Raw genomic sequence first — 16340 nt, 5'->3', positions numbered from 1 at the left:
GTTTACTGCGTATCGATCGCGTAGAGGTTGCTCAGGAACAGGGCGTTGCGGCGCGCGATACGCTCGCCGTCGCGCAGTCCGCCGGTAACCTGTACCGCATCTGCCGTGTGGTGCCCGAGCGTGACCGCGCGCCGCTCGAAGCGCTGGCCGTCGCCCTTCGCGCCTTCCACTGCCGCCCAAACCGCGTAGCTGCCGTCGTTCTCGCGAACCACGGCCCGCGCCGGCACCGAAAGACCTTGCTCCGGTGCCGACAGCTCGATGCTGAAATCCGCCGTCATCTGCGGGCGCAACTCATGCGCCGGGTCCTTCACGTCGGCGCGCACCACGAGCCGACGGCTGTTGGCATCCACTGCGTCCCCGACATAGGACACACGCGCGTCATAGGTCTTGCCGGGATAGGCCTGGACGCGCACCTGGACCGGCTGGCCGATACGATAGAGCGTCATTTCCGACTCCGGCACGGTCGCGACCATCCACAGCGTGCGGACGTCCGACACGGTCATGGGTGCCGTCGATGCGCCGGGTTGCACCAGCAGGCCGGCCTGCGCGGCACGCGCCGTGACGCGACCGGAAATCGGGCTGCGCACAGGCATCTCGATGTCGACGGCATGGCTGCGCTCGATGTTCGCTATCTCGGCCTCCGACAGCCCGAACAGGCGCAACGACTTGCGGGCTGCGTCGAAGTTGGCCTGTGCCGTCTGGAAATCCACCTGGTTCTGGATCAGCTCCTTCTGCGGGATGCCGTCGTCGGCAGCCAGCACCTTCGCCCGTTTTAGCGTCTGCGTCGCAGCGCTCAGCGTCGCTGCGGACGTGATCAGCGTCGATGCCGCCTGCGCGACGTCGGGTGCTGCGACCGTGTACAGCACCTGGCCGGCCTTGACGTCGTCGCCGGCCTTGGCCAGCACCTTGGCGATGCGGCCTTGATAGGCAGTGAAGACCGGAACCGTGTTGTCCTGGTTGAAATCGATGTAGCCGATCGCTTCGCGGCGGTTGACGAAGGCTTTCGCCGATACCGGGCCCACCTCGAGGTCGCCGGCCTGCACCGCGCTGACCTCGACCGCGTTTTCGCCGCTCTTGCCTGTCTTGCCCGTTTGGCCAGCCTTGACCGCATCCGTTTGCGCCGATGCGCTGTCCACCGTCGCAGCCGTGGCGCGATGCACCCACCATGCGCCGCCTGCCCCCAGCAAGAGCGCGACGAGCGCGATCGCGCCGACCATTCCGGGAGATGAAAATCTGCGTGCCATGAATCTGTTTTCCGCCTGATGAATGCCCGTCGGGGGACAGGCGCGCGGAGTCTAGATTCGGGTAGCTTTAAATTGGCTTTACGAAAACGGTTTCGTTGAACCCGTCGATAAACCCGTCGATGAACCGGTCGTCTTCCGGGGCAGTCGCACCTCGACCCGGGTGCCCACGACCCCGGGCCGCGTCCGCACCGCCAGTACGCCGCCCAGGCGTTCGATCACGCGATGCGCGATCGACAGCCCAAGGCCGGAGCCGCCCGGCAAGCCGTGCGTCCCACGCCAGAAAGGCCTCAGCATGTTTTCGCGCGTCGTCGCGTCGAGCTCCGGCCCGTTGTCCTCCACCGCAATGACGATTTCGTCGTTGAGGAGTTCCGACGTCAGTGCAAGGCTGTCGCCGCCGTAGCGAAGCGCGTTGTCCAGCAGGTTGCCTACGACTTCGTGCAGCAGCGTCGGCGAGCCGTTCAGCAGGCAGGCCGCACCTTCAGCCGGTTGGTGCCGGCGCATGGACAAGGTCTTGCCGGCCTTTTCGATGGCGGGGAGCCATTGGTCGTGCAAGGCGTCCAGCACATCGGCCGGATCGAAGTCGATGCTCTCGACCACCGCCTCCTGGTCGATTCTGGCGAAAGCCATCAGCTGACGAACCAGATGCACGGCGCGGGCCGCGACCCGGTCGAGCTCGGACAGCACATCTGCGTCGGCCGGCTGGCGCGCGTCCGCACGCTGCGTGCGTCGCATGTCGCCCACCAGCAGACGAATGCCGGCGATGGGCGTCTGAAGCTGGTGCGCGGCATCGGACAGGAAGCGCCTCTGCTCGAGCATCGATGTCTGCAGCCTGAGCAGCAGCGCGTTGGTATGCGTCACCATGCCGCGCAACTCGTCCGGAACGCTGTCCACCGGCATCGGCGACAGGTCGTCGAAGCCGCGGTGCGAGACGGCGTCGCTGATTTCCCATGTTGGCGCCAACCCGTGCCTCACGCCCAGATAGATCAGCGGAACGATGACGAAACCGACCAGCGCCGCCGGGAGGAAGATGGCTAGCGCGATCTCGCGCGACACCTGGTTGCGCCCGGTCCGCGACTCGGCCACCACGATCACGACAGCTTCGTCTCCGGGTGTCGGCTGGAAGCGCTGAATCACCGCGCGCAGGGGTGTGCCGGACTTGGCGTTGTCTACGTCGAAAAACACCGGCCGCCCCGGCTCCTCCCACTCGAGTTCGGTCGGCGGCTCTATCGCTGCGCTGCTCACCAGCGTGCGGCCCGAGACCGTGCGGACCGCAAAGCGGGAGTGCGACAGAGAGTCGAAAACCAGCGAAGCCGCCGTCGCCTGGTCGACTGCGAAACGGGCGATGCCGCCGTTCCACTGGAGCTGTGTCGACAACGCCAGCGCGTCGTCCTGCAGGAACCGGTCGAACGACAGGTCGCTCGCCCGGCCGACGAGCCAGAACGCGCATAACGTCGCGACGATGGCCGATGCAACCCACAGCGAGAGCAGCGGGCCGAGCAGCTCACGCCCCATGCTCCTGCGGAATCGACGCATGGTCAGGTCGCTTCCATCCGGTAGCCGACGCCGCGCACCGTGACGATGGCGACGCTGGCCTCGGACAACTTGCGGCGCAGCTTCAGGATGTAGATTTCGACGGCGTTCGCGCTGAAGTTCGATTCCCAGCTGGACATCGCCGAGACGATGCGGGTCTTCGAAACCGGTTTGCCTGCCGAGCCCATGAGCAGCTGCACCAGAGCGGCTTCTCGCGGACTGAGCGGTATCGGCTGGTCGCCATGCCGCAGCTCGCGTCCGTCGGTGTCGAAAGTGAGCGACCCGACCGAGAGCAGGTTGGTGCTGACACCGCGCCGTCGCCGCGTGACGGCGCGCAGGCGCGCCACCAGTTCTTCGGGCTCGAAGGGTTTCGGCACGTAGTCGTCGGCACCGTCGTTGAGGCTTCGCAGCCGGTTCGACAGGCCGTCGTTGGCCGTCAGCACAAGCACAGCCAGATCCTGACCGGCACTGCGCCATTGCTTCAGCACATCGAGCCCGTGAATGCGCGGCAGGCCCAGGTCGAGCACGGCGGCGTCGTAGCGCTCGGTTGCGGTGGCGGCGAGGGCTTGCGCGCCGTCTGTCACCGAATCGACCTGCCAGCCTTCGGCTTGCAGCGTGCGTTCGATGCCGAGACGCAGCGTCGGATCGTCTTCGACCAGCAGGACACGCATGGCAGCGGTGGAAGAGGTCTAGGAAGTGGCAGCAGGCCGGTGCGGCCGCGACTCAGTAGTTGTCGAGCACGGCACCCGTGCTGGCGCCGGACGCGTTGAACGCGAACTTCGCCTGCACGCCGCGCGTGTAGCGCGGTGCGGGTGCGGTCCAGGCTGCGCGGCGCTTCTCGATTTCTTCGTCGGACACGTGCAGTTCGAGCACCAGCTCATGCGCATCGATGGTGATCGAGTCGCCCTCGTTCACGAACGCGATGGTGCCGCCCGCCGCCGCTTCCGGCGCGACGTGACCGACCACCATGCCCCAGGTGCCGCCCGAGAAACGGCCGTCGGTGATCAGGCCGACGCTTTCGCCCAAGCCGGCACCGATCAGCGCGCCGGTCGGTGCCAGCATCTCGGGCATGCCCGGCCCGCCCTTGGGGCCGAGATAGCGCAAAACCATCACGTCGCCCGCCACGATCTTGCCGGCCAGGATGGCGGAAAGCGCCGATTGCTCGTCGTCGAATACGCGCGCCGGTCCGGTGATGACCGGATTCTTCAAGCCGGTGATCTTCGCGACCGCGCCTTCTGGCGACAGGTTGCCCTTGAGGATCGCCAGATGGCCTTCGGCGTACATCGGCTTGCCGATCGGGCGGATCACGTCCTGGTCGGCACGCGGCACGTCGGGCACGTCGGCCAGCACTTCGGCGATGGTCTGGCCGCTGATGGTGATGCAGTCGCCGTGCAGCAGGCCGGCGTTCAGCAGCACCTTCATGACCTGCGGAATGCCGCCGGCCTGATGCAGGTCGACCGCAAGGTACTTGCCCGACGGCTTCAGGTCGCACAGCACCGGCACCTTCTTGCGCATGCGCTCGAAGTCGTCGATGGTCCATTCGACGTCCGCCGCATGCGCGATCGCCAGGAAGTGCAGCACCGCGTTGGTCGATCCGCCGGTCGCCATGATCACTGCGACCGCGTTCTCGATCGCCTTGCGCGTCACGATGTCGCGTGGCTTCAGGTCCTTCTTGATCGCCTCGATCAGCACCTTGGCCGATTCCTTGGCCGAGTTGGCTTTTTCGTCATGCGGATTCGCCATCGTCGACGAGTAGGGCAGCGAAATGCCGAGCGCCTCGAACGCGCTGGACATGGTGTTGGCCGTGTACATGCCGCCGCAGGAACCGGTGCCGGGAATGGCGCGCTTCTCGATCTGCAGCAGGTCTTCGTCGCTCATGTTGCCGGCGGCATTCTGGCCGACCGCTTCGAACACGCTGACGATGTTCAGGTCCTGGCCCTTGTAGCGACCCGGCAGGATGGTGCCGCCGTAGACGTAGATGGCAGGAACGTTGGCGCGCAGCATGCCCATCAGGCCGCCCGGCATGTTCTTGTCGCAGCCGCCGACCACCAGCACGCCGTCCATCCACTGGCCGCCGACGCAGGTCTCGATGCAGTCGCTGATGACTTCGCGGCTGACCAGCGAGTACTTCATGCCTTCGGTGCCCATCGCCATGCCGTCGGAAATCGTGGGCGTGCCGAACACCTGCGCATTGCCGCCGGCTTCCTCGATGCCGGCGATGGCCGCATCCGCCAGCTTCTGCAGGCCGGAATTGCAAGGCGTGATCGTGCTGTGGCCGTTCGCGACGCCGACCATCGGCTTCTTGAAGTCGCTCTCTTCGTAGCCCATCGCGTAATACATGGAGCGATTCGGCGCGCGGGACTTGCCTTCGACGATGTTGGCGCTGCGGCGGTTGATCTGGAGCGGCTTGATGTCCATGACGGTCTCTTCTTTTGAATTCGGGGGGACGCCAGTATCCGACGAATGAATGATTCGTTCCAATCCGAAGATTGGTGTGGATTGATATGCTGGAAGTATGAAAGAAACGCTCATCGACCTCCGTGCCTGGCGGCAGTTCGTCGCTGTCGCCGAGGAACTGCACTTCGGTCGCGCCGCCCGTCGCCTGCACATGACCCAGCCGCCGGTCACGCAGGCCATCGCACAGCTCGAGAGGACGCTCGGCGTGAAACTGTTCGATCGCACCCAACGCCGCGTCGCGCTCACTGCCGCCGGTGAGGCGCTGCTGCCGGACGTGCGCGACATGCTGGCGCGTGCGCAGGCATTGCCGATGCGCGCGCGGGCTGCGGCGGCGGGTGAAGTCGGTCGCGTGCGGCTGGCTTTCGTGTCGACCATCGGTTTCGAGCGGCTGCCGGTGTGGGTGCGGGAATTCCGCATCCAGTGCCCGCAGGTGGCGCTGGAACTGGTCGAGGCGACCGGCGATGTGCAGCTCGAAGCGCTGGCGCGTGGCGAGATCGACGCCGGCCTGATGCTGCATTCGCCCGGCTTCGCGCCGCCGGGGCTCGAACGCCTGCCGGTGGCTGCGGAACCGCTGGTGCTGGCGCTGCCGGAATCGCATCCGCTGGCCCGCGTCGAGCGGCCGGCGCTGGGCGACGTGCTGGCCGAGCCGCTGGTGATATTCCCGCGCCGCATCGTACCGTCGCTGCACGACGCGATCTACGGGCTGTATCACGCGGCCGGGCGGGTGCCGACGGTGGCGCAGGAAGCAATCCAGATGCAGACCATCGTCAATCTGGTGTGGGGCGGGGTCGGCGTGGCCTGGGTGCCGGCGAGCGTCATGCAGTTCAGGCGGGCGGGGGTGGTGTACAGAACCGCGGAGGCGCTCGCACCGGGCGCCGTCGCTCATCGTGGCCGGAAGGCGCTGGCGGCGCAACCGTTGCCGGCTTGCGAGACGAGCCTCGTCTGGTCTGCGGACGTCTGCGATCCGGCGTTGGGGCGATTCGTGGAATTCGTGCGGTCGGCAGTTCGATCTGCGGCTTGACTGCGGCTTGACTGCGGCATGCCGTTTGCGGCGTTTCTTCGGCAGGAAATGACCGCAGCCCGACCTGAATCGACAGCTTTTGCAGGAGGTCACTACCTAAGATCGATGGTTGGTTCCCATCCCGAAAGCACTGATCCATGACGAGCTTCGCGCCGCACGCTATTCCCCATCTCCCGATCACCGATAGCACGAACGCGCAGCGCTTCTACATCGATGGTGACTGGCAAGATCCGGTGCCGACAGCGGCGACGAGCGGCGGATTCTTCGATGCAGTCAACCCTGCCACGGAGCAGGTCTTCGGCCGCATCGCGATGGGCAGCGCAAATGACGTCGATCTGGCAGTCGCCGCCGCTCGCCACGCGTTCCCTGCGTTCTCGACTTCTTCCGTCGAATCGCGCGCCGCGCTGCTGGAAAAGATCCACGCGCTGATGCTGGAGCGCGCCGAAGAACTTGCGCTCGCGCTCAGCCTCGAGATGGGTGTCGCGATCGGCTATGCGCGCACCGCGCAGTTGCCGTTCGCTGCCGAACACGTGCGGGTCGCGCGCGAAGCCCTGCTGGCTTATCCGTTCATGAAACACCAGGGTCCGACCGCGATCGTCCGCGAAGCCATCGGCGTCTGCGGTCTCATCACGCCCTGGAACTGGCCGCTGTACCAGGTCACGGCCAAGGTTGCGCCGGCCTTGGCTGCGGGTTGCTGCATCGTCATCAAGCCGAGCGAGCTGTCGCCTTTCAGCGCGCTGATGTTCGCCCAGCTGATGCACGACGCGGGCGTGCCGGCGGGCGTGTTCAACCTGATCAACGGCACCGGTCCGGACGTGGGCGCGGCGATGGCGGAGCATCCGGGCATCGACATGATCTCCATCACCGGCTCCACCCGCGCCGGCGTGCTGGTCGCGCAGGCGGCGGCGCCGACGGTCAAGCGCGTGACGCAGGAACTGGGCGGCAAGTCGCCGAACGTGATGCTGCCCGACACCGATTTCGCGCGCGCCGTGCCGCTCGGCGTGGCGGCGGCGTTCCGCAACGTCGGTCAGTCGTGCAGCGCACCGACGCGGATGATCGTGCCGCGCGAGCGTCTGGCGGAAGTCGAGGCGCTGGCTCGCGACGCAGCGCAGGCGCTGGTCGTCGGCGATCCGATGTCGGAGAAAACGACGCTGGGTCCGATCGCCAATCGTGCGCAATTCGACCGCGTTCAGCATCTGATCCGGGTCGGTATCGAAGAAGACGGTGCGCATCTGCTGTGCGGCGGCGCTGGTCGGCCTGAAGGACTCGCGCGCGGCTTCTACACGCAGCCGACGATCTTCTCGTCGGTCGAGACCGGGATGCGTATCGCGCAGGAAGAAATCTTCGGCCCGGTGCTGTGCATCCTTCCTTACGACACGGTGGAACAAGCCGTGGTCATTGCCAACGACACGGTCTACGGGCTCGGCGCGCATGTGCAGGGCGCCGACCTCGTCCAGGCGCGCGCTGTCGCCTCGCAGATCCGCGCCGGCCAGGTGCTGATCAATCACCCGGCGTGGGACCCGTTTGCGCCGTTCGGCGGCTACAAGCTCTCTGGCAACGGCCGCGAATACGGAAGCCACGGTCTCGAGGAATACCTCGAAACCAAGGCGATCCTGGGCTTCGGAACCGTCTGATCAATCTCTCTTTCAACATTCCATGACCACCACCGCACACATTCCCTCCTTCGTCGACCTGCGCGCGCTCGCCGCCACGTCTTCCGCACCGTCGCCGCTGCCGTCGGGCGACCGCTTCCAGGCGTCACGCCAATGGCTCAACACGCCGGCCGTCGGCGTCACCATCGACGCGCTGCATCTCGATGGCGGCAGCGGCAGCGTGGAAGCGCTGGCGGACGACGAGTTCGTGCTGGTGCTCGCGGGCGGATTGACGATCAACGACGATCAGGTGGGCATCGACGGTTCGATCGTCGTGCCGCGCGGCCAGCGTTTCGACTGGGCGGCTGACGCCGGCACCGTCGCGCTGGTGATGGGCTGCGGCCTCGGTCCGGCCGGTGGTGGCCGGCCCGTGCCCATCGACACGTCCGCCGCGCTGGAACCTTCATCGCCGCCGCTGGCCGACCTGCTTGTCGGACCCACGCCCGCCTGCCGCAATTTCACCGACTTCCGCTCGGCCAGCGGCGAATACATGATCGGCACCTGGGACTCGACGCCCTACGAGCGCGTCACGATGCCGTACCGGCATTGCGAACTGATGCTGCTGCTGGAAGGCGCAGTGACCTTCGTCGACGGCGTGGGCCGCAGCGGTACGTTTTCCAAAGGGGATGTCTTCCTGGTGGAGCAGGGCGCGCATTGCTCGTGGTTGAGCGAGACGCATGTGAAGAAGGTGTATGTGATTTTTCGGCCGGCTTGATCAGCCGTCGAACCCCTTCTGCTTGTGGGCGGATCCTGTGATGCTGTATTCGTCTCCAAATCCTGCCGAGTGGCTTTGAGTCAAATAAAGGCTCTCCAGGCCATCGATTTTGGCAACGACGGCTTCGCTGGCAAGTTCATTGCTGCTGCAACCAATGCGTACGGCAAGGGTGGCGAGCCTAGCCGCGATGACCTCGGGAAGTTGGATTGAAATTGCCACGTTCTTGCGCCCTTGTGAAAGCAAGAGCATCGCACGCGGTGTCGTCGTAGCCACCCACACCGCCCGGGCACAATCTCCGCATGCTCATGTACCCCCAGATCAATCCGATCGCCCTGCAGATCGGTCCGCTCGCCATTCACTGGTACGGCCTGACCTATCTCGCGGCTTTCGCTCTCTTTTTCTTTCTCGGCACGCGGCGGCTGCGGCATGAACCGTTCCGTTCGATCATCGGACCCGGCGCCTGGACGCGCAAGGACGTCGAGGACATCCTTTTTCTCGGCGTGATGGGCGTGATCGTCGGCGGGCGGTTGGGTTATTGCCTGTTCTACAAACCCGGCTTCTATCTCTCGAACCCGATCGAGATCCTGTACGTCTGGCAGGGCGGCATGAGCTTTCATGGCGGACTGCTCGGCGTGATCGCGGCGATGGTCTGGTTCGCCCGGTCGCGCAAACGGCCGTTCTGGCAGACGATGGATTTTGTCGCGCCCTGCGTGCCGACCGGGCTCGCTGCCGGACGTGTAGGCAACTTCATCAACGGCGAACTCTGGGGTCGTATTGCAAGCCCCGATCTGCCGTGGGGCATGGTGTTTCCGCAGAGCGGGACGATGCTGCCGCGCCATCCGTCGCAGGTCTATCAGTTCCTGCTCGAAGGCTTGCTGCTTTTCGTCATTCTCTGGCTCTACGCGCGCAAGGAGCGGCTGGAGCGCCGGGTGTCTGCCGTGTTCCTGATCGGCTACGGCGCGATGCGTTTCATTGCCGAGTACTTCCGCGAGCCGGACGATTTCCTCGGCCTGCTGGCGCTCAACATGAGCATGGGTCAGTGGCTGTGCGTGCCGATGATCGCGTTCGGGCTGTGGCTCTACGCGAGCGCGCCAGCCAGGCACTCGGTGGTGGCAGCGCGCGGCTGATCTAGTCGAGCGTCAGCGTGCTGCGGAACTCGCGCTGCGCACCTGTCACCGGGTCGATGAACTCCAGCTGCTGCGCCAGCAATTTCAGCGGTCGCGCGTAGTCGTCTTCGCCGGCCGGCAGCAGCACCGGATAGATCGGGTCGTTGACCATCGGCATGCCGAGCTCGTTGCAATGCACGCGCAACTGATGCTTGCGGCCGGTCACCGGCGACAGACGCAGGCGGGCCCGGTCTTCGCCGATGCGTTCCAGCAGCTCGAAGTGCGTGGTCGAGTTCGGCTCACCCGGCACCTCGGCCGTGCGCAGAAACGACGCATCGGGCACCAGCCGGCTATGCCGCACTGCCGGCAGGACCATGCCGGCGTGCCAATGCACGATCGCCTCGTACTGCTTGTGCACGCCGCGATCCGCGAACAGCTTCTGATACGCGGCCCGACCCGCCGGATCGACACAGAACAGCACCAGCCCCGCCGTGCCGCGATCGATGCGATGGATCGGCGCCAGCGTGTCGATGCCCAGCTTGCGCTTCAGCCGCACCAGCAGGCTTTCCTGCAGGTATTTGCCGGTGGGCGTCACCGGCAGGAAATGCGGCTTGTCGACGACCAGCAGATGCGCGTCCCTGAACAGCACGCACTCTTCGAACGGAATGCGCGGTTCGTCCTCGATCTCGCGGTAGTAATAGAGACGCTGATGCGCCACGTAAGGCTGGCTCGCGCTGACGGGCCGACCCTGCTCGTCGACGACGTCGCCGGCCTGCATGCGGCCCAGCCAGGTCGCCTGCGTCACACCGGGAAAACGCGCCAGCAGGAAGTCGAGCATCGTCGGCCATTCGCCTGCGGGGAGGCCGACGGTGCTGGGGCCGACACCGAGGCGGGTCGGAAGCGGGGTGTGCGGGGCTGGGGACTTCAAGATTCCCGGAATGTACCGTTCAGGCCAGCATGAGGCTCACGTGTGCGGACACGACGCGCCAGCCTTCGGGCATGCGCACCCAGGTCTGGCTCTGGCGACCGATGCGCTCGCTGCCTTCGCGGCGGAACTCGACATTCGCAACCGCGAAGTCCTCGCCGAAGGTGGTGATGGACTTCGCCGAGATCTCGCGCGCCAGGTTGGCGCTCGGGCGCCCTTGTCGGAATGCCTGGATGGCGTCGTAGCCGTAGAGGTTCTCGCCGGCGCCGTAGCGCAGCGTGTGCGGCGACACCCAGAACAGAAGGTCGAGTGTGGCGACGTCGTTGGTTACCAGCGCGCGTTCGTAATCTGCGAAAACGGCTTCGACCTCGGCCATGACGGCGGGCAGGTTGATGGCGGGAGCTAAGGAGGCGGTGGCGGACATGGGAGGACTTTCAGGAAGCGTCGAAGAAGCTGCTGCCGGCGCGGTAACGGCGTTCGGGCGACATGTCGGGAGAAATGTGGGGCGATGCAAGCGACTCGACCGCGCCTTCGAACGTGAGTTCGAGCTGTACGCCGCTCGGGTCGTAGACGAAGAGCTGCCACAGCGTCGTGCCAGGCACCAGGAACTCGCGCCAGTCGAGTCCGGCTGAGCGAAATCGTTCGATGTATGCAGCGTAGCCGGAGCAGGCGAGCGAGACGTGGTCGATGGCGCCGGTGCCGGTCGGCACTTCGCCTGCGCCGCCCAGCGCCGGACCGCCGGCGTACACATGGATGATGGCCTGTCCGCCCGGCTGACCGCAGGCGAGCCAGGCGCCGGGGTAGCCGAAATCGGGCCGCGCTATCTCGCGCAGGCCAATGACGCGGGTCCAGAAAGCGCGTGTGGCTTCCAGGTTCGCCGTCTTGATCGCGAGATGGAAGAGGCCGTGGGTGATGGCGACTGTCATGGTGCTCCTCGAGCTCAGGGTTGGCGGAATGCCTGTCCGACGGCGGCCGGCATGCGCGCGCCGCGACCCAGGCCCGCCAGTATGAGCAGCGCCGCGAGATACGGCGTCATCTGTATCACGTACGAAGACACGGGCAGGCTGAATGCCTGGACCCGCAGCGAAAGCGCCTCGGCCGCGCCGAACAGCAGGCAGGCCAGCACGCTGCCTCTCGGCATCCAGCGGCCGACGATGATCGCTGCCAGCGCCAGATAGCCGCGCCCGCTGGTCATGCCGTCCGTGAAAGTGCCGACCTGCTGCATAGACAGCACCGCGCCGCCCAGCCCGGCCAGCGCGCCGCTGCAGAGGATCGCCGCCATGCGCACCCGGATCGGATCGGCGCCCGCCGCAAATGCAGCCAGGGGGTTTTCGCCCACGGCGCGCAGCGTCAGGCCGGCGCGGCTGCGGAACAGGAAGAGCGACAGCGGCGCGATCAGAACGAAGGCGAGATAGGTGAGCGGCGGCTGCCTGAAGAGCAGCGGTCCGACCCACGGCAGGTCCGACAGCCACGGAATCGCCCACACGTCCAGCAACGGCACCCGGACGGCGGTGCCGCCGTCGCGACCGGTCGTCATGCGGACCAGGAAGCTGGTGAGCCCGAGCGCCAGGATGTTCGAGGCGATGCCGGTGACCATGTGCTCGGTGTGGAAGCGCGTGGTGGCGACGGCCACGACCAGCGCCATCGCCATCCCGGCCAGCGCGCTGGCTGCCAGCCCGAATCCGGCATTGGACGTGGCATGCGTCGCCATCACGCCGAGAAAGGCGCCTGCCAGCATCTGGCCTTCGAGCCCGACCGCGAAGGTGCCGCTGCGCTCGCAGAGGATGCCGCCGAGCGCGGCGAAGATCAGCGGCGTCGCAATGCGCAGGCTGGCTGCGAGGAAATCCAGAAGAACGGCGGGTTCCATGATTCAGGTCTTTTCCTTGCCGGACCGGCCGATACCGCACAGCACGAAGATCATCGTGAGGCCCTGGATGACCAGCACCAGCGAGGAGGGCACGCCGACCTGCCGCTGCATCGCCAGCGCGCCGGTTTCCAGGAAGCCGAAGAACAGCGCCGACGGCAGCACATAGAGCGGGTTCAGCGCGCCCATCAGCGCGATGGCCACCGCATTGAATCCGAAGCCGGCCGAGAAGCCTTCTATCAGGCGGTAGTGCACGCCCAGGCATTCGATCGCGCCGGCCAGTCCGGCCAGCGCGCCTGCGGTGCCCATCAGCCCGAAGACAGTGCGGCCATGCGACATGCCCGCGTAACGCGCGGCAGGCAGGCTGGCGCCGACGACGCGCCAGCCGAATCCGAGCGTGGTGCGCCACAGCAGATAGTTCGCGCCGAGCGCCGCGGCCACCGCGATGGCGATGCCGAAGTGCAGGTCGGTGCCGGGAACCAGCTTGGGCAGCCATGCGGCCGCATCGAACAGCGGCGACTGCGGAAATCCGGCGCCTTCTTCGCCCATCTCCCCGTGCAGCAATTCGGAAACCAGCAGCAGCGCGACGAAGTTGAGCAGCAACGTCACCAGCACCTCATGCACGCCGCGCGTCACGCGGATGGTCGCCGCGACACCCGCCCATGCCGCGCCACCGGCCGCGCCCGCCGCCAGCGCCAGCGGCAGCAGCACCCACATCGGCAGCCCGGCAGCGAACAGTGCGACCGCCGATGCAGCCGCGCCCCCGATGGCGAGCTGGCCTTCGGCGCCGATGTTGATCACCTTGCCCCGAAAGCACAGCGCGATGCCGACCGCGCACAGCAGGTAGGGCGTGGTCTTGTTCAGCCCGACCACGATGCGGTCCCAGCCGCCGAAAGCACCCATCAGCAGGTAGTAGTAGGCCGTGAACGGATTCTTGCCGGCCAGCAGGATCAGGATCGCGGTCAGCAGCAGCGCCATGCCCACCGAGACCGCAGCGCGCCACAGCGCTCCCGCCTGTCTCGCAGCACCGAGCAGATCCGGAAAGCGCCGGTTTGCGGTCGATGCGGTCATCGGCGCGCTCATGCCGACATCTCCTGCAGCACGCCGGCCATCGCCAGCCCGATGCGCTCCACGTCGGCCTCGGCTCGTGGAACCACACCGACGATGCAGCCGTCCGAAAGCACGCCCACGCGGTCGCCCACGGCCAGCACTTCCTCGAGTTCCGACGATATGTAGAGCACGGCGGCACCCTGATCGCGCAAGCGGCGCAGGCTGTCGATCACGAACTGCGTCGCGCCGGGGTCCAGCCCCCACGTCGGCTGAAAGGCGATCACGACTTCGGGCTTGCGGCCGAGCTCGCGCGCCAGCGCCACCTTCTGCTGGTTGCCGCCGGAGAGCGTGCGCGCCGGCGCGTCCAGCGAGGTCGCGCGGATGTCGAAGTCGCGTCGGCGGTCCAGGCACAGCGCGCGCGCCGCGCCGCGATGGATGTGGCCGAAGCTGGAGTAGGGCGGCTGGCCCATGTCGCGCAGCATCAGGTTCTCCTCGATCGACATGCCCTGCACCAGGCTCGTGCCCGCGCGGTCCGCCGGTATGTAGGCGATGCCCACGCCGAGGCGCTGGACCACGTCGCCGTAGGTGATGTCGTAGTTGTCGAGGATGATTCGCCCGCGCACTGGCTGCTGCATGCCGGCCAGTACGTCGGCCAGTTCCCCCTGGCCGTTGCCGTCGATGCCGGCCAATGCGAGGATCTCGCCGGCGCGCAACTCGAAGCTGGCATTCCTGAGGCGCGCAACGCCGCTTGCATCGCGTGCCGCCAGCCCCTCGACCTTCAATCGGATCCTGCCAGGCTTCGTGGCGACCGGCGATGAAACGGCCCTGGCGGCTTTCGCGTCCCGGCCGACCATCAGCCGCGCCAGGGATTCGCGCGTCGCTCCGGCCGTCGGCGCGCTACCGGCGACCTGGCCGTCTCGCAGTACCACGACCTGATCGGCCACGGCGAGCACTTCGCCAAGCTTGTGGGTGATGAATACCACCGAATGACCTTCGGCCCGGAAGCGTCGCAGGAACTCGAGCAACTGTGCGATTTCCGGCGGCGAAAGAATGGAAGTCGGTTCGTCGAGGATCAGAAGATTGGCGCCGCGCAGGATCGCCTTGAGAATCTCGACGCGCTGCTTTTCGCCGAGCGCAAGCTGCTCGACCCGCGCGTCGGGATCGATCTCCAGCCCGTAGCGCGCGGCCGCATCGCGCACCTTCGCGGCGATGCCGCGCCGATCGAGCCACCAGCCGGCGCCTTCGGCCCATCCGAGCATCAGGTTCTCTGCCACCGTCATCGCCTCGACCAGCGTGAAGTGCTGGTGGATCATCGCGATGCCGGCCTGTAGCGCGGCTTTCGGGCTGCCTGTCGCAAGCTCGCGTCCGTCGTAGACGATGCCGCCCTTGTCGGGACGCACCATGCCGAACAGCACCTTCATCAGCGTGCTCTTTCCCGATCCGTTCTCGCCGAGCAGGCCGACGATCTGCGCGGACATCACCGTCAGGTCGATGCCGCGATTGGCACGCACCGTGCCGTACGACTTGGAGATGCCGCGCATCTCCAGCAGCGCGCGCCGCTGATTCTCCACGAGCCTCACAGACCGCCGCGCGCGTCTTCTTTGACGACGTTGACCTTCAGCGCACCACTGGCGAACTGCTTCTTCAGGCCGTCGATCTCGGCGATGACTTCCTTGGGCACAGCCGGGCCGTAGGCGGCGGTCCTGCTGTACATCAGTTCGGCGCCCGGGTTCTTCGCCTCGTAGCCATAGGTGATCAGCATCGGCTTCAGCGTGCCGGAGCGGGCTTCGCCAGCTGCCGCGACGTACATGTCGTCCCACTTCTCGACGATCGCGGTCAGCACGTTCTGCGGCGCCGCCTCGACGTTGGCGAACGAGCGCCCGCTGGTGTAGACGTTCTTTTCCTTCGCGGCCTGGATGATCCCGCCCTGCGCCGCGTTCAGCTTGCCGAAGACGAAATCGGCGCCGCCCGCGATCAGCGCGAGCGCGGCTTCCTTGGCCATCGCGGCGTCTTCCATGTCCTTGATGTAGATGACGCGCACCTCGGCGGTCGGCTTCACGCTCTTAACGCCCTGGCGGAATCCGCCGACCTGCTGCACCACGTTGGGCAGGCCTTCGAGACCGTTGACCGAACCGATCTTGCCTGTCTTGGACATGCGCGCGGCCAGCACGCCCATCAGGTAGCCGACCTGCGCGTTGTCGTAGTCGACCGAGGTCACGTTCTTGCCGGCGCCCGCACCGCCCGAGCCGACGATGAATGTCGTCTTCTCGAATTCCGGGCCGACGCGCTGCGCGGCCGACAGGAAGCGGCCCGAATGACCGATCACCGGGCTGAAGCCGCGGCGCGCGTAATCCTTCATCGTCTCGATGTGATCCGCGGGTTGCACGTTCTCGGAGAACGCGGTTTCGACGCCGGCAGCCTTCATCTTGGTGATCGCCGCGTAGCCGCTCGCGTTCCAGCTCTGGTCGTTGATCGATCCGGGCAGAACCAGCGCGACCTTGTCTTCGGCCGATGCGATCTGCGCGAAGCCGATGCAGGCCGCGCCGACCAGGATGGCGGCGGCGGTACGGGTGAAGAAACGGCTTGCGCGGGTGGCGCGGGAGGCGTGTGCGGCGACAGTGGATGACATCGAAAGCTCCGTGGATGGGTGCCGGGCAGAGCGCAACATCCAGGCCAGCGCACCGGCGGCTGCAAGCGTCGCCTTCTTCTGCGAGCGGTTCGCTGCGGACATCGCATGTGCAGCCACTTTTGCAAGATTTCGCTACGCCCCGGTGCC

The 16340-nt window shown here is 66.6% G+C and carries 16 protein-coding genes; 4 read left to right on the top strand and 12 right to left on the bottom strand.

Annotated elements, in window-relative coordinates; all coding sequences use genetic code 11:
* Positions 1-2 precede the first annotated feature (2 nt).
* The 4 genes from ACSFA3_RS03645 to ilvD all read right to left on the bottom strand — a co-directional run bounded on the left by ACSFA3_RS03645 (position 3) and on the right by ilvD (position 5192).
* The gene (locus ACSFA3_RS03645; RefSeq protein ID WP_435504028.1) at positions 3-1244 is read right to left on the bottom strand and encodes an efflux RND transporter periplasmic adaptor subunit; all 1242 of its coding nucleotides are present in this window, start codon (positions 1242-1244) and stop codon (positions 3-5) included.
* A 78-nt stretch (positions 1245-1322) separates the two neighbouring features.
* Positions 1323-2777, bottom strand: a complete 1455-nt coding sequence (locus ACSFA3_RS03640) for a sensor histidine kinase (protein ID WP_435504027.1) — start codon at positions 2775-2777, stop codon at positions 1323-1325.
* Positions 2778-2779: 2 nt separating this feature from the next.
* Entirely contained in the window at positions 2780-3445 is a 666-nt protein-coding gene (locus tag ACSFA3_RS03635) for a response regulator (protein WP_435504026.1), read from the bottom strand.
* A 52-nt stretch (positions 3446-3497) separates the two neighbouring features.
* Positions 3498-5192 (bottom strand): dihydroxy-acid dehydratase, encoded by a 1695-nt coding sequence (gene ilvD / locus ACSFA3_RS03630; protein ID WP_435504025.1) that lies wholly within the window; start codon positions 5190-5192, stop codon positions 3498-3500.
* Positions 5193-5289: 97 nt separating this feature from the next.
* Between ilvD and ACSFA3_RS03625 the strand changes: the two genes are divergently transcribed.
* The 3 genes from ACSFA3_RS03625 (at position 5290) to ACSFA3_RS03615 (ending at position 8619) form a co-directional block, all read left to right on the top strand.
* Complete coding sequence (locus tag ACSFA3_RS03625) at positions 5290-6252, top strand: LysR family transcriptional regulator (RefSeq protein ID WP_435504024.1); 963 nt, start codon at positions 5290-5292, stop codon at positions 6250-6252.
* Positions 6253-6389: 137 nt separating this feature from the next.
* A complete protein-coding gene (locus ACSFA3_RS03620; RefSeq protein WP_435504023.1) occupies positions 6390-7886 on the top strand; it encodes an aldehyde dehydrogenase family protein in 1497 nt (498 codons plus the stop codon).
* Positions 7887-7908: 22 nt separating this feature from the next.
* On the top strand, positions 7909-8619 hold the full coding sequence (locus ACSFA3_RS03615; RefSeq protein ID WP_435504022.1) for a cupin domain-containing protein: 711 nt from the start codon (positions 7909-7911) through the stop codon (positions 8617-8619).
* On the opposite strand, the gene ACSFA3_RS03610 is transcribed toward ACSFA3_RS03615, so the two are convergent.
* Positions 8620-8892 carry a hypothetical protein gene (locus tag ACSFA3_RS03610; protein WP_435504021.1) on the bottom strand — a complete coding sequence of 91 codons (273 nt, stop codon included), beginning with the start codon at positions 8890-8892 and terminating at the stop codon, positions 8620-8622. It abuts the gene before it with no gap.
* A 26-nt stretch (positions 8893-8918) separates the two neighbouring features.
* Here ACSFA3_RS03610 and lgt point away from each other — a divergent pair, with 26 nt between their 5' ends.
* Entirely contained in the window at positions 8919-9746 is an 828-nt protein-coding gene (lgt, locus tag ACSFA3_RS03605; RefSeq protein WP_435504020.1) for a prolipoprotein diacylglyceryl transferase, read from the top strand.
* 1 nt (position 9747) lies between these two features.
* Here the strand turns inward: lgt and ACSFA3_RS03600 are convergent, their stop codons facing one another.
* From ACSFA3_RS03600 to ACSFA3_RS03570, 7 genes are read right to left on the bottom strand one after another with little or no spacing between them, the layout of a single operon-like run.
* Positions 9748-10653, bottom strand: a complete 906-nt coding sequence (locus tag ACSFA3_RS03600; RefSeq protein WP_435504019.1) for a pseudouridine synthase — start codon at positions 10651-10653, stop codon at positions 9748-9750.
* 19 nt (positions 10654-10672) lie between these two features.
* Positions 10673-11074 (bottom strand): oxalurate catabolism protein HpxZ, encoded by a 402-nt coding sequence (gene hpxZ, locus ACSFA3_RS03595; protein WP_435504018.1) that lies wholly within the window; start codon positions 11072-11074, stop codon positions 10673-10675.
* 10 nt (positions 11075-11084) lie between these two features.
* Positions 11085-11576 (bottom strand): VOC family protein, encoded by a 492-nt coding sequence (locus tag ACSFA3_RS03590; protein WP_435504017.1) that lies wholly within the window; start codon positions 11574-11576, stop codon positions 11085-11087.
* Positions 11577-11590: 14 nt separating this feature from the next.
* Positions 11591-12517 carry an ABC transporter permease gene (locus ACSFA3_RS03585; protein WP_435504016.1) on the bottom strand — a complete coding sequence of 309 codons (927 nt, stop codon included), beginning with the start codon at positions 12515-12517 and terminating at the stop codon, positions 11591-11593.
* A 3-nt stretch (positions 12518-12520) separates the two neighbouring features.
* Positions 12521-13597: an ABC transporter permease gene (locus tag ACSFA3_RS03580; RefSeq protein WP_435504015.1), complete on the bottom strand. Its 1077-nt coding sequence runs from the start codon at positions 13595-13597 to the stop codon at positions 12521-12523.
* Positions 13594-15135 carry an ABC transporter ATP-binding protein gene (locus ACSFA3_RS03575; RefSeq protein ID WP_435504014.1) on the bottom strand — a complete coding sequence of 514 codons (1542 nt, stop codon included), beginning with the start codon at positions 15133-15135 and terminating at the stop codon, positions 13594-13596. Before ACSFA3_RS03575 ends, ACSFA3_RS03580 begins: the two co-directional genes overlap by 4 nt.
* A gap of 5 nt (positions 15136-15140) precedes the next feature.
* The gene (locus tag ACSFA3_RS03570; protein ID WP_435504013.1) at positions 15141-16193 is read right to left on the bottom strand and encodes a BMP family protein; all 1053 of its coding nucleotides are present in this window, start codon (positions 16191-16193) and stop codon (positions 15141-15143) included.
* Positions 16194-16340: the final 147 nt, after the last annotated feature.

It is taken from the genome of Variovorax glucosi (genome assembly GCF_051216695.1).
In the GTDB taxonomy this organism is placed as follows: domain Bacteria; phylum Pseudomonadota; class Gammaproteobacteria; order Burkholderiales; family Burkholderiaceae_C; genus Variovorax.
The sequence above is the reverse complement of the archived record's forward strand: the minus strand, read 5'-3'. Positions and strand labels throughout refer to the sequence as shown.